This window comes from Nonlabens ponticola, from assembly GCF_003966335.1.
GTDB lineage: Bacteria > Bacteroidota > Bacteroidia > Flavobacteriales > Flavobacteriaceae > Nonlabens > Nonlabens ponticola.
On record NZ_CP034549.1, the window covers coordinates 1,146,248 to 1,159,678 of the forward strand.

The window sequence follows — 13,431 nt, forward strand, 5'->3', positions numbered from 1 at the left end:
TTTTAAATTGAAACACTAATATAAACTAAGATTATAAGTTATGGCAAAAGAAACGTACGATCGTTCGAAACCGCACCTTAACGTAGGTACCATTGGTCACGTTGACCACGGTAAGACTACGCTTACTGCTGCAATCACTAAGGTTCTTGCTGATGCTGGTTTTTCTTCAGCAACAAGTTTTGACCAAATTGACAACGCTCCTGAAGAAAAAGAGCGTGGTATTACAATTAACTCTTCACACGTTGAGTATCAAACAGAAAACAGACACTACGCACACGTAGATTGTCCTGGTCACGCCGATTATGTAAAAAACATGGTAACAGGTGCTGCTCAAATGGACGGTGCTATTCTTGTAGTTGCTGCAACTGATGGGCCAATGCCACAAACACGTGAGCACATCCTTCTAGGACGTCAGGTAGGTATTCCACGTATCGTTGTTTTCCTTAACAAGGTTGACATGGTAGATGATGAGGAGCTACTCGAGCTAGTTGACATGGAAGTACGTGATCTATTGAGTTTCTATGAGTATGACGGTGACAATGGTCCTGTTGTATCTGGATCTGCACTAGGCGCACTTAATGGTGAGCAAAAGTGGGTTGACACAGTACTTGAATTGATGAAAGCCGTTGATGAGTGGATAGAAGAGCCGGTTCGTGATATGGACAAGCCTTTCTTGATGCCTATCGAGGACGTTTTCTCTATTACAGGTCGTGGTACTGTAGCAACTGGTCGTATTGAGACTGGTGTTGCTAACACAGGTGATCCTGTTGAGATTATTGGTATGGGTGCTCAGAAGTTGAACTCTACTATTACAGGTATTGAGATGTTCCGTCAAATCCTTGATAGAGGTGAGGCTGGTGATAATGCGGGTATCCTATTGAGAGGTATTGAGAAGTCTCAAATCTCACGTGGTATGGTAATCACTAAGCCAGGATCAGTAACACCACACGCTAAGTTTAAAGCTGAGGTTTATATCTTGAAAAAAGAAGAAGGTGGACGTCACACTCCATTCCACAACAACTACCGTCCACAGTTCTACGTTCGTACAACTGACGTGACAGGAAACATCAAGCTTCCTTCAGGTGTTGAAATGGTAATGCCAGGTGATAACCTTACTATCGAAGTTGATTTGATCCAACCTATTGCAATGAACATAGGCCTACGTTTTGCTATCCGTGAAGGTGGTAGAACAGTAGGTGCTGGTCAGGTTACTGAGATCCTAGACTAAGGAAATTAAATAAATAAAGTATCCTGTTTAATCACGCAATTAGACAGGATACTTTCCCTTTATTAAGTGGGTTATAATAGTTGCGCTTTCGCGAAAGCGGAATGATCAAACAAACATCCTGCTTCATTAAGATTGCGGGTTTAGCTCAGTTGGTAGAGCACTGGTCTCCAAAACCAGGTGTCGGGAGTTCGAGCCTCTCAACCCGCGCAAATTTGAAGTCAGATATTTACTTTACGTGATGTCTGATTGAGTAATGGACATTAAAGTTCAAACACGTTAAACGATTATGGGATTAGCAACTTACATTAAAGAATCTTACAACGAACTGGTTAATCATGTGACATGGCCTACATGGGCAGAGGCACAGAAGAACACAGTTACCGTTGCAGTGTTTTCTATCGTTTTTGCACTCATTATTTATGGTATTGATACTGTATTCAGTACAGCGATTACCAACTACTTTGAATGGATTAAACAAGCTTAATACTACAACATGGCAGAGGATACAGATGTAATGAAGTGGTATGTTGTTCGATCAGTAAGTGGTCAGGAAAACAAGATTAAAGAGTATATCGAGGACGAGATAAATCACCACAATCTCAATGATTACCTACAGCAGATTTTAGTGCCTACTGAAAAGGTTATTCAAATACGCAACGGTAAAAAAATTAATAAGGAGAAAGTATATTTTCCTGGTTATATCATGATTCAAGCTAGGCTTGAAGGTGAGGTTCCTCACATTATTAAGTCTGTCAACGGTGTCATAGGTTTCTTAGGTGAGACTAAAGGCGGTGAGCCAGTTCCTTTGAGAAAGTCAGAGGTAAATAGGATGCTAGGTAAAGTAGATGAGCTTGCTGAGCAAACAGACAATATTGCCATACCATTCAAAATTGGTGAGACAATTAAAGTGGTTGATGGACCATTCAATGGTTTCAATGGGACTATTGAAAAAGTAAATGAAGAAAAACGCAAACTTGAAGTTATGGTCAAAATCTTTGGACGTAAAACTCCACTAGAGTTGAGCTATATGCAAGTTGAAAAAGTATAAATGTTACAGTTTATAGATATGATAGAGGCTTCCACTTTTATTATATCAAACATTGAAAATTAAGAAATGGCTAAAGAAGTATCTAAGGTTGTAAAATTACAAGTTAGAGGTGGTGCAGCAAACCCATCTCCACCTGTAGGACCTGCACTTGGTGCGGCTGGTGTAAACATTATGGAGTTCTGTAAGCAGTTTAATGCTAGAACCCAAGATAAAGCTGGTAAAGTATTGCCAGTTGCAATCACTGTTTACAAGGACAAGTCTTTTGACTTTGTTATTAAAACACCACCAGCAGCAGTGCAAATTCTAGAGGCAACAAAATTAAAAGGCGGTAGCGGTGAACCTAACCGTAAGAAAGTAGGAACTATCAGTTGGGATCAGATAAGAACGATCGCAGAGGATAAGATGCCTGACTTAAATGCCTTTACTGTAGAAAGTGCCATGAAAATGGTCGCTGGTACTGCCAGATCAATGGGTGTTAACGTTAAGGGTGGATCTGCACCTGCTTAAAACTTAGAAGATGGCAAAATTGACAAAAAAACAAAAAGAGACTACTGCCAAGGTAGATACGTCGCAGACATATTCTGTAGCTGATGCATCTAAATTGGTTAAGGATATCTCGAAAGTAAACTTTGATCCTTCTGTAGATCTTGCAGTTCGTTTGAACGTAGATCCACGTAAGGCCAATCAAATGGTAAGAGGTGTAGTTACATTACCTCACGGTACGGGTAAGGATGTTAAGGTTCTTGCTCTTGTAACACCAGACAAAGTAGCCGAGGCTGAAGAGGCTGGAGCCGACTATGTAGGTCTTGATGAATATCTTGACAAGATTAAAGGCGGTTGGACTGATGTTGATGTAATTATCACAATGCCAAGTGTAATGGGTAAGTTAGGTCCTCTAGGACGTGTGTTAGGTCCTCGTGGCTTAATGCCTAACCCAAAGACTGGTACAGTTACTATGGATGTTGCTAAGGCAGTATCTGACGTGAAGGCTGGTAAGATTGACTTTAAAGTTGATAAGACAGGTATCGTTCACGCAGCGATTGGTAAAGCATCATTTGATGCTGAAAAAATTGCTGGTAACGCACGAGAATTAATTAACACGTTAGTTAAGCTAAAACCGACAACGTCAAAAGGAATATATATCAAGAGTATATATATGTCTAGTACTATGAGTCCTAGTATCCAGATTGACACTAAACGTTTTGCAGACGACTAAAACCTAAATCATGACAAGAGAACAAAAAGCAACTGTTATAAAAGACTTGACTGCTACTTTAGGTGATAGTTCAACTATTTATCTAGCGGATATATCTGGGCTCAACGCTTCTGATACGTCAAATTTACGTCGTGCTTGTTTTAAAGCAAACGTGAGCATATCTGTAGTTAAGAATACGCTGCTCGCAAAAGCAATGGAAGCTTCTGAAAAGGATTTTGGTGAATTACCAGAATTGTTGAAAGGCAACACTTCTATAATGCTTTCTGAAGTGGCTAACGCTCCAGCTAAGGTTATTCGAAACTTCCGTAAGAAATCTGATAAGCCTGTGCTTAAAGGTGCTTACATTGAAGAAGCGATCTATGTAGGAGATGATAAAGTAGATGTCTTGAGTGACATCAAGTCTAAGGAAGAAATGATTGGTGAGATCATAGGTCTACTTCAAAGCCCAGCTAAAAATGTGGTTTCTGCACTTAAATCAGGTGGTGGTAAACTTGCTGGTATCCTTAAAACGCTATCTGAAAAATAGCAATCAATTAGTACGCAATTAATTATTTATAAATTTTATTAAAACGATAGAAATGGCAGATTTAAAAGATTTCGCAGAGCAGTTAGTTAACTTAACTGTGAAAGAAGTAAACGAATTAGCAGACATACTTAAAGAAGAGTATGGAATTGAACCAGCAGCAGCAGCAGCTGTTATGGCTGGACCAGCTGCAGGCGGCGGTGAAGCTGCTGATGAGCAGACTGAATTTGATGTAATCCTAACTGCTCCAGGTGGCGCTAAGCTTGCTGTAGTAAAACTAGTTAAAGAATTAACTGGTGCTGGATTGAAAGATGCAAAAGAACTTGTTGATAGTGCACCATCTCCAATTAAGGAAGGTGTTTCTAAAGATGAGGCAGAAGCACTTAAGGCACAGCTAGAAGAAGCTGGTGCTGAGGTTGAGTTGAAGTAATTCTTCACAACCCAACATTATCGGTTTAGACCTGTGAGCGTGGCTCACAGGCCTAGACCATTTTGCGTATAAAGATGAGACGTCGTCTACAACGCTTTTTTTAACCTTTTAATACCGTGCATTAATGCTAGCAACAAACACAGAAAGAATTAATTTTTCGACGGTAACAAGCAAAGCAGAATATCCTGATCTGCTGGATATCCAAATCAAATCGTTTCAGGATTTCTTTCAATTAGAAACTAAATCTGATAAAAGAGAAGTTGAAGGTCTATACAACACCTTCATGGAAAACTTCCCGATTACAGATACTCGCAACCAGTTTGTATTAGAGTTTCTTGACTATTTTGTAGATCCACCACGATACTCCATTCAAGAATGTATCGAGCGTGGCCTTACTTACAGCGTGCCACTCAAGTCACGCCTTAAATTATATTGTACTGATCCAGAACATGAGGATTTTGAAACCATCGTTCAGGATGTTTACTTAGGTACAATTCCCTACATGACTCCATCTGGCACATTCGTTATAAACGGTGCAGAAAGAGTTGTTGTATCACAACTACACAGATCTCCAGGTGTATTCTTTGGACAGTCGTTTCACGCAAATGGTACAAAGTTGTACTCTGCCCGTGTAATACCATTCAAGGGATCATGGATTGAATTTGCTACTGACATCAATAGTGTTATGTATGCATATATTGATCGTAAGAAAAAATTACCTGTAACAACGCTTTTCCGTGCTATCGGTTTTGAAAGAGACAAGGATATCCTTGGAATCTTTGACCTTGCGGAAGAAGTAAAAGCTACAAAAACCGGACTTAAAAAATACCTAGGTCGTAAACTTGCCGCACGTGTTCTTAGAACTTGGCATGAGGATTTTGTTGATGAGGATACGGGAGAAGTTGTTTCTATCGAGCGTAATGAGATCGTTCTTGATCGCGATACAGTTCTTGAGAAGGAACATATTGATGAGATACTAGAAGCCCAGGCTAAAACTATTCTTCTTCATAAAGAAGATAATCAGTCTGCTGACTACGCGATCATCCATAATACACTACAAAAAGATCCAACTAATTCTGAAAAAGAAGCAGTTGAACATATCTATAGACAATTACGTAATGCCGAGCCGCCAGATGAAGAAACCGCACGCGGTATCATCGATAAATTATTTTTCTCTGATCAGCGATATAATTTAGGTGAAGTAGGTCGTTACCGTATGAATAAAAAATTGGGTCTTGATATCGCAATGGACAAGCAAGTCTTGACCAAAGATGATATCATTACCATTATCAAGCACTTGATCATGTTGATCAACTCTAAAGCAGAGATTGATGATATTGACCACTTATCAAACCGTCGTGTACGTACGGTAGGTGAGCAGCTTAGTTCCCAATTTGGTGTTGGTCTTGCTCGTATGGCAAGAACAATTCGCGAACGTATGAACGTACGTGATAATGAGGTGTTTACACCTATTGACTTGATTAATGCAAAGACTTTGTCTTCTGTAATCAATTCTTTCTTTGGTACCAACCAGTTATCTCAGTTCATGGATCAAACTAATCCATTGGCAGAGATTACACACAAGCGTCGTTTATCGGCACTAGGACCTGGTGGACTCTCGAGAGAAAGAGCTGGATTTGAGGTTCGCGACGTTCACTATACGCACTATGGCCGCTTATGTCCTATTGAAACTCCTGAAGGACCTAACATTGGTTTGATTTCTTCACTTGCTGTATTTGCTAAGGTGAACAGCATGGGATTCATTGAGACTCCTTATAGAAAGGTCAACGACGGTGTGGTAAATCTTGAAGAAGAACCAATCTATCTAAGTGCAGAAGAAGAAGAAGGAATGCACATAGCACAGGCAAACTTACCATTGAAGAAAGGTAAGATCGACCAGGATAATGTAATTGCTCGTATGGAAGGTGACTTCCCAGTAGTTGATCCTAGTGTTGTTGCTTATGCAGACGTTGCTCCTAATCAAATTGCTTCTATATCTGCGTCATTGATTCCATTCTTGGAGCATGATGATGCAAACCGTGCCTTGATGGGATCAAACATGATGCGTCAGGCAGTACCACTATTGAGAGTTGATGCTCCTATTGTTGGAACAGGACTTGAAAGACAGGTTGCTAGTGATTCAAGAGTATTGATAAATGCAGAAGGTCCGGGTAAAGTAGTTTATGTAGATGCACAAAAGATCGTCATAGAATACGATCGTACAGATCGTGAGAAGCTAGTAAGCTTTGATGCAGACGAGACTTCTTATAACTTGATCAAATTCCGTAAGACCAATCAAGGTACTTCTATTACTTTGAAGCCTATCGTTCAAAAAGGCGATAGAGTTGAAAAAGGTCAAGTGCTGTGTCAAGGTTATGCAACTGAGGCTGGTGAATTAGCACTAGGGCGTAACATGAAAGTGGCATTTATGCCATGGAAAGGTTACAACTTTGAGGATGCGATTGTAATTTCAGAGAAGGTTGTACGTGAGGATATCTTTACTTCTATTCACGTGGATGAATATTCACTTGAGGTTAGAGATACTAAACTCGGTAACGAGGAACTTACTGCAGATATACCTAACGTGTCTGAAGAAGCTACGGCAGATCTTGATGAGCACGGTATGATACGCATTGGTGCAGAGGTTGAACCTGGTGATATCCTTATAGGTAAAATCACACCAAAAGGTGAATCTGACCCAACTCCAGAAGAGAAACTTCTTAGAGCCATTTTTGGAGATAAAGCAGGTGATGTGAAAGATGCATCACTCAAGGCTTCTCCATCACTTAAAGGTGTAGTGATCGACAAGAAATTGTTCTCACGCGCTGTCAAGGATAAGAAGAAAAGAGCGCAGGATAAAGAGGATATCGCAAGATTAGAGCAAGAGTATCAATCAAAATTTGATAACCTACAATCTAGACTTGTTGAGAAACTTTTTGAAATCGTTAGTGGTAAAACATCACAAGGTGTATTCAATGACTTAGGAGAAGAAGTTCTTCCTAAAGGCAAAAAATACACTCTCAAAATGTTGAACTCGGTAGATGATTATACGCACTTAGTTTCTGGAACATGGACAACTACTAAGGAGACTAACGAGATCATTGCAGATTTACTGCACAACTATAAGATTAAAGAAAACGATCTTCAAGGATCATTGAGACGTGAGAAGTTTACCATCAGTGTTGGTGATGAGCTTCCTGCTGGTATCATCAAACTTGCTAAAGTTTACATCGCTAAAAAGCGTAAACTTAAAGTAGGTGATAAGATGGCTGGACGTCACGGTAATAAAGGTATCGTGGCACGTATAGTACGTCAAGAGGACATGCCATTCCTTGAGGATGGAACTCCTGTTGATATCGTTTTGAATCCACTAGGTGTACCATCTCGTATGAACATCGGGCAAATTTATGAGACCGTTCTAGGATGGGCTGGTGAGAAATTGGGCAAGAACTTTGCGACACCAATTTTTGACGGTGCAACACTAGATCAAATCAATGGATACACAGATGAGGCTGGTATTCCACGCTTCGGTCATACCTATCTATATGATGGTGGTACTGGAGAGCAGTTTGATCAACCAGCAACCGTTGGTATCATCTACATGCTTAAACTGGGTCACATGGTTGACGACAAGATGCACGCTAGATCTATCGGTCCTTACTCATTGATCACTCAGCAGCCACTCGGTGGTAAAGCACAGTTTGGTGGTCAGCGATTTGGTGAGATGGAGGTTTGGGCACTAGAGGCATACGGTGCTTCAAGTACTCTCCGCGAGATCTTGACCGTTAAGTCTGATGATGTGGTAGGAAGAGCTAAGACATATGAGGCCATTGTTAAAGGTGAGCCTATGCCAGAGCCTGGATTACCAGAATCGTTCAATGTATTGATGCACGAGTTAAAAGGTCTAGGACTAGACTTGAGACTCGAGGATTAATTTTACCAGTAAGGATTGTGGTTAGTTAGCTTTCGCGAAAGCAAAATAGCGACAATCCTCACTACTTCTAACTTAAAATAGTACCATAAATATGGCTAGATATAACGAAACCCAAACGCAGAAGAAATTTTCTAAGATTTCCATAGGTCTTGCATCTCCAGAATCAATCCTTGCAGAATCAAGAGGTGAAGTCTTGAAACCTGAGACGATTAACTATCGTACACACAAACCTGAGAGAGATGGTTTGTTCTGCGAGCGCATCTTTGGTCCTGTAAAGGATTATGAGTGTGCCTGTGGTAAATATAAACGCATACGTTACAAGGGTATCGTGTGTGATCGATGTGGTGTCGAGGTAACTGAAAAGAAGGTGAGACGTGACCGTATAGGACACATCAATCTGGTAGTTCCTGTGGCGCACATTTGGTATTTCCGTAGTTTGCCTAATAAAATAGGTTACCTACTAGGATTACCATCTAAGAAACTGGATATGATCATCTACTACGAGAGATATGTAGTGATCCAGCCAGGTATCGCAAAAAATGAAGAAGGTGAAGAAGTTCAAAAAATGGACTTCCTAACTGAAGAAGAATACTTAAACATTCTTGACACGTTGCCACAAGAGAACATGTATCTCGAGGACAGCGATCCTAACAAATTCATCGCAAAGATGGGTGCAGAATGTTTGATCGATCTTCTACAACGCATTGATCTTGAATCATTGTCTTACGACCTGCGTCACAAGGCAAATAACGAGACGTCAAAGCAGCGCAAGATGGAGGCACTCAAGCGTCTTCAAGTTGTTGAGGCTCTCAAGGAATCAAACGAGAAGCGTGAGAACAATCCAGAGTGGATGATTATGAAAGTGGTTCCAGTAATACCGCCAGAATTACGTCCATTAGTACCACTAGATGGTGGTCGTTTTGCAACGTCTGACTTGAATGATTTGTATCGTCGTGTGATCATACGTAACAACCGTTTGAAACGATTGATGGAGATCAAGGCGCCAGAGGTAATCTTGCGTAATGAGAAGCGTATGCTTCAAGAAGCAGTTGACTCACTTTTAGATAATACTAGAAAATCAAGCGCTGTAAAGACAGATTCTAATCGTCCATTGAAATCTCTTTCTGACTCATTGAAAGGTAAGCAAGGACGTTTCCGCCAGAACTTACTGGGTAAGCGTGTTGACTATTCTGCACGTTCAGTAATTGTTGTTGGACCAGAATTGAAATTATATGAGTGTGGTATTCCTAAGGATATGGCTGCAGAGCTTTACAAGCCTTTTGTAATACGCAAGCTTATTGAGCGTGGTATTGTTAAAACGGTAAAAAGCGCCAAGAAAATTATAGATAAGAAAGAACCAGTGGTTTGGGATATTCTGGAAAACGTCCTGAAAGGACATCCAGTTCTGTTGAACCGTGCGCCAACGCTACACCGTCTAGGTATACAGGCCTTCCAGCCTAAGCTTATTGAAGGTAAAGCGATCCAGCTACACCCATTAGTATGTACAGCATTTAATGCAGACTTTGATGGTGACCAGATGGCAGTACACTTACCACTAGGTCCAGAGGCTATTCTGGAAGCACAACTGTTGATGCTTGCATCACACAATATCTTGAATCCTGCCAATGGTAGCCCAATTGCGGTACCATCACAGGATATGGTATTGGGTCTATATTACATGACCAAGTTGCGCAGATCAGAAGGTGATCACATCGTCAAAGGTGAAGGTCTTACCTTCTACGGTCCAGAAGAATTGGTAATTGCATTTAATGAGAAGCGAGTTGACATTAATGCGCCAGTAAAATGCCGTATCAAGTTATTGCAAAAAGATGGATCTTATAAAGCCGAGATCATTGAGACTACTGCTGGACGTGTTCTCTTTAATGAGAAAGTGCCAGACGAGGCTGGTTATATTAATGAGGTACTTACTAAGAAGGCCCTGCGCGATATCATCGGTGATATTCTTAAGGTAACTGATGTTCCTAGAACAGCAGCATTCCTTGATGAAATCAAAGATCTAGGTTATGGATTTGCATTCCGTGGTGGATTGTCATTCTCTCTAGGAGACATTATGATCCCAGCAGAAAAGCAATCTATGATTGATAATGCTAATAAGAAAGTAGACGCCATACGTGGTAACTACGGTATGGGTCTCATCACTCAAAACGAGCGTTACAATCAAGTAATTGACGTATGGACTGCAACAAATGCAGAACTTACTGAATTGTCAATGAAGAACATTAGAGAAGATCAACAAGGATTTAACTCTGTGTTTATGATGCTTGACTCTGGTGCACGTGGATCTAAGGAACAAATCAGACAGTTGACTGGTATGCGTGGTCTTATGGCTAAGCCTAAAAAGTCTAACTCTGGTGGTGGCGAGATTATTGAAAACCCTATTCTTTCTAACTTTAAGGAAGGTCTTTCAATCCTTGAATACTTTATCTCAACGCACGGTGCTCGTAAAGGACTTGCAGATACAGCCCTTAAAACGGCAGATGCTGGTTACTTGACTCGTCGTCTGCATGACGTTGCACAAGATGTAATCGTCAATACGGTTGATTGTGAAACATTACGCGGTATCGAGGTGGCACCGCTCAAGAAGAATGAAGAAGTAATGGAGCGCCTTGGTGCTCGTGTAGTAGGGCGTACTGCCTTGAATGACGTTGTAGATCCTGCAACTCAAGATGTTATCGTTGCAGCTGGTGAATTGATTACAAATCAACTCGCTGATGTAATTGATGAGTCAGATCTTGAGTCAGTAGAAGTTCGCTCTCCGCTTACCTGTGAAGCAGATAAAGGCGTTTGTGCAAAATGTTATGGCCGCAACCTTGCTACTAATAGAATGGTAATGAGAGGTGAGGCTGTAGGTGTGATCGCAGCACAGTCTATTGGTGAGCCTGGTACACAGCTTACACTACGTACATTCCATGTGGGTGGTGTTGCAGGTAACGTTTCCGAAGAGAATACGATTGTTGCTAAAAACGATGGTATCCTTGAAATCGATGACTTGAAAACAGTCAAAGGTGAGAGTAGTGATGGTAAAGCAGTAGAGGTAGTAATATCTCGTACAGCTGAGGCTAAATTAATGCACCCTAAGACGGGAATTCTTCTTAACTCCAATAATATCCCTTATGGATCAGAGCTGTATGCAAAGGTTGGAGCCAAGGTTAAGAAAGGTGATCTGATTGCTAAATGGGATGCCTTTAACGGTGTGATCATTTCAGAATTTGCTGGTAAGATCAAGTTTGAAAATATCATTCAAGGAACAACCTTCCAGGTAGAGACTGATGAGCAAACAGGATATGAGGAGAAAGTAATTTCTGATTCGCGTGATAAAAAGTTGATCCCTACGTTGCATATTGTTGACACGAAAGGTGAAACACAAATAAGTTACAACCTACCAGTCGGAGCTCACCTGATGGTAAATGATGATGAGAAGATCAAAGTAGGTAAAGTGCTTGTTAAGATACCACGTAAATCTGCCAAAGCAGGTGATATAACCGGTGGTCTTCCTCGAGTTACTGAATTATTTGAAGCGCGTAATCCTTCTAATCCAGCAGTAGTGACTGAGATTGATGGTGTCGTTTCTTTCGGTAAGATCAAAAGAGGTAATCGTGAAATTATCGTGACTTCTAAGACTGATGAGGTTAAGAAATACCTAGTAAAACTATCTAATCAAATCTTAGTACAAGAGAATGATTATGTTAGAGCAGGTATGCCGTTGTCTGATGGTTCTATTACACCTAAAGATATTCTTGCTATCAAAGGACCTAGCGCTGTTCAACAGTATCTAGTAAATGAGGTACAAGAAGTATATAGGTTACAAGGTGTGAAAATCAATGACAAACATTTTGAAGTTGTTGTACGTCAAATGTTGCGTAAGGTTAAGATCGTTGATCCAGGTGATGGTGTATTCTTGGAGAACCAATTGGTTCACAAGGAAGACTTTATCAAAGAGAATGATAAACTTTATGGTATGAAGGTAGTTGAAAGTGCTGGTGATTCTGATACCTTGAAAGAAGGGCAAATCATCACTCCACGACAACTGCGCGATGAAAATAGTAAACTTAAGAGAGAAGATAAGAATGCGGTAGTTGCAAGAGATGTAGAACCAGCAACAGCAGAGCCTGTGTTGCAAGGTATTACACGCGCATCACTACAAACTAAATCTTTCATTAGTGCTGCATCATTCCAGGAAACTACTAAAGTATTGAATGAGGCTGCGGTTAGCGGTAAGGTCGATACCCTAGAAGGACTGAAAGAGAATGTAATCGTGGGACATAGAATACCAGCTGGTACTGGAATGCGTAACTATGATGATATCATCGTAGGTAGTAAAGAAGAATTTGAAAATTTACTGCAACGCAAGGACGAACCACAAGTAAACTATAATTAATGAGTAAGGAGAGGAAAGATCACAAAATCAACATTGAAATAGATCCAGAGGTTGCAGAAGGTCAATACAGTAATTTGGCCATTATCAATCATTCAGTTTCAGAGTTTGTTGTTGATTTCGTGAATATCATGCCAGGTAATCCAAAAAGTAAAATCAAGTCAAGGATCATATTGACTCCTCAACATGCTAAACGTTTAGCAATGGCGCTGTCTGATAATGTTCAAAAGTTTGAAAAAATGCATGGGACTATTAAGGACTATGATAAACCTCCTATTCCATTAAATTTTGGCCCGACGGGTCAAGCATAATCAAAAGCCTGATGTTATCATCAGGCTTTTTTATTTTATATATATTCCTCATAAGAAAATTCGATAGCTTTGGTTTTTGCGACACCATTGAGTCGCTTCTAAGGCTATTTTAGATATTTCATATAGAAACACCCATAAGCTAAAATTAAGCCTGCTCATGCGCCTCAAAACAAGATTTTAAAAGGTGTACTACTAAATAAGTTTTTCTTACCAGTGTTTGGTCGATTATATCTGATCTTAAGCGATACGTTTCGTTAATCTTAGGAATAATTAAAGATTTCAGTTAAGATATACTTAATTTAGTAGGTAAAACCCTATCCAAGGGTCGTTTTAAAAAATGTCTAT

General features: G+C 40.2%; 10 protein-coding genes and 1 tRNA gene. All 11 read left to right on the forward strand.

Translation table 11 applies throughout. From position 1 onward, the window contains the following. Window positions 1-40 precede the first annotated feature (40 nt). The 11 genes from tuf to EJ995_RS05235 all read left to right on the forward strand — a co-directional run bounded on the left by tuf (window position 41) and on the right by EJ995_RS05235 (window position 13,086). Window positions 41-1,228: an elongation factor Tu gene (tuf, locus tag EJ995_RS05185; RefSeq protein WP_126446310.1), complete on the forward strand. Its 1,188-nt coding sequence runs from the start codon at window positions 41-43 to the stop codon at window positions 1,226-1,228. 134 nt (window positions 1,229-1,362) lie between these two features. Next, window positions 1,363-1,435: transfer RNA gene (locus tag EJ995_RS05190), tRNA-Trp, on the forward strand. Between the two features lie 79 nt (window positions 1,436-1,514). After that, window positions 1,515-1,712 carry a preprotein translocase subunit SecE gene (gene secE, locus EJ995_RS05195; RefSeq protein ID WP_394342066.1) on the forward strand — a complete coding sequence of 66 codons (198 nt, stop codon included), beginning with the start codon at window positions 1,515-1,517 and terminating at the stop codon, window positions 1,710-1,712. 9 nt (window positions 1,713-1,721) lie between these two features. Then, window positions 1,722-2,276 (forward strand): transcription termination/antitermination protein NusG, encoded by a 555-nt coding sequence (nusG, locus tag EJ995_RS05200; protein ID WP_126446314.1) that lies wholly within the window; start codon window positions 1,722-1,724, stop codon window positions 2,274-2,276. A 66-nt stretch (window positions 2,277-2,342) separates the two neighbouring features. Next, window positions 2,343-2,783, forward strand: a complete 441-nt coding sequence (rplK, locus tag EJ995_RS05205) for a 50S ribosomal protein L11 (RefSeq protein WP_126446316.1) — start codon at window positions 2,343-2,345, stop codon at window positions 2,781-2,783. 10 nt (window positions 2,784-2,793) lie between these two features. Next, on the forward strand, window positions 2,794-3,492 hold the full coding sequence (gene rplA / locus EJ995_RS05210; RefSeq protein ID WP_126446318.1) for a 50S ribosomal protein L1: 699 nt from the start codon (window positions 2,794-2,796) through the stop codon (window positions 3,490-3,492). Between the two features lie 10 nt (window positions 3,493-3,502). Next, window positions 3,503-4,018 (forward strand): 50S ribosomal protein L10, encoded by a 516-nt coding sequence (gene rplJ, locus EJ995_RS05215; protein WP_126446320.1) that lies wholly within the window; start codon window positions 3,503-3,505, stop codon window positions 4,016-4,018. Between the two features lie 52 nt (window positions 4,019-4,070). Continuing rightward, window positions 4,071-4,445: a 50S ribosomal protein L7/L12 gene (gene rplL, locus EJ995_RS05220; protein WP_126446322.1), complete on the forward strand. Its 375-nt coding sequence runs from the start codon at window positions 4,071-4,073 to the stop codon at window positions 4,443-4,445. A 124-nt stretch (window positions 4,446-4,569) separates the two neighbouring features. After that, window positions 4,570-8,379: a DNA-directed RNA polymerase subunit beta gene (rpoB, locus tag EJ995_RS05225; RefSeq protein ID WP_126446324.1), complete on the forward strand. Its 3,810-nt coding sequence runs from the start codon at window positions 4,570-4,572 to the stop codon at window positions 8,377-8,379. 91 nt (window positions 8,380-8,470) lie between these two features. Next, window positions 8,471-12,778, forward strand: a complete 4,308-nt coding sequence (gene rpoC, locus EJ995_RS05230; protein WP_126446326.1) for a DNA-directed RNA polymerase subunit beta' — start codon at window positions 8,471-8,473, stop codon at window positions 12,776-12,778. Continuing rightward, window positions 12,778-13,086 carry a DUF3467 domain-containing protein gene (locus EJ995_RS05235; protein ID WP_126446328.1) on the forward strand — a complete coding sequence of 103 codons (309 nt, stop codon included), beginning with the start codon at window positions 12,778-12,780 and terminating at the stop codon, window positions 13,084-13,086. Before rpoC ends, EJ995_RS05235 begins: the two co-directional genes overlap by 1 nt. The last annotated feature ends 345 nt before the right edge of the window (window positions 13,087-13,431 follow it).

Excerpts from the sequence above, each read along its gene's own strand:
- rplJ (WP_126446320.1), top strand. The coding sequence starts at position 3,503 with ATGACAAGAGAACAAAAAGCAACTGTTATAAAAGACTTGACTGCTACT.
- EJ995_RS05235 (WP_126446328.1), top strand. The coding sequence starts at position 12,778 with ATGAGTAAGGAGAGGAAAGATCACAAAATCAACATTGAAATAGATCCA.
- rplK (WP_126446316.1), top strand. The coding sequence starts at position 2,343 with ATGGCTAAAGAAGTATCTAAGGTTGTAAAATTACAAGTTAGAGGTGGT.
- rpoB (WP_126446324.1), top strand. The coding sequence starts at position 4,570 with ATGCTAGCAACAAACACAGAAAGAATTAATTTTTCGACGGTAACAAGC.
- rplL (WP_126446322.1), top strand. The coding sequence starts at position 4,071 with ATGGCAGATTTAAAAGATTTCGCAGAGCAGTTAGTTAACTTAACTGTG.
- nusG (WP_126446314.1), top strand. The coding sequence starts at position 1,722 with ATGGCAGAGGATACAGATGTAATGAAGTGGTATGTTGTTCGATCAGTA.
- rplA (WP_126446318.1), top strand. The coding sequence starts at position 2,794 with ATGGCAAAATTGACAAAAAAACAAAAAGAGACTACTGCCAAGGTAGAT.
- tuf (WP_126446310.1), top strand. The coding sequence starts at position 41 with ATGGCAAAAGAAACGTACGATCGTTCGAAACCGCACCTTAACGTAGGT.
- rpoC (WP_126446326.1), top strand. The coding sequence starts at position 8,471 with ATGGCTAGATATAACGAAACCCAAACGCAGAAGAAATTTTCTAAGATT.
- secE (WP_394342066.1), top strand. The coding sequence starts at position 1,515 with ATGGGATTAGCAACTTACATTAAAGAATCTTACAACGAACTGGTTAAT.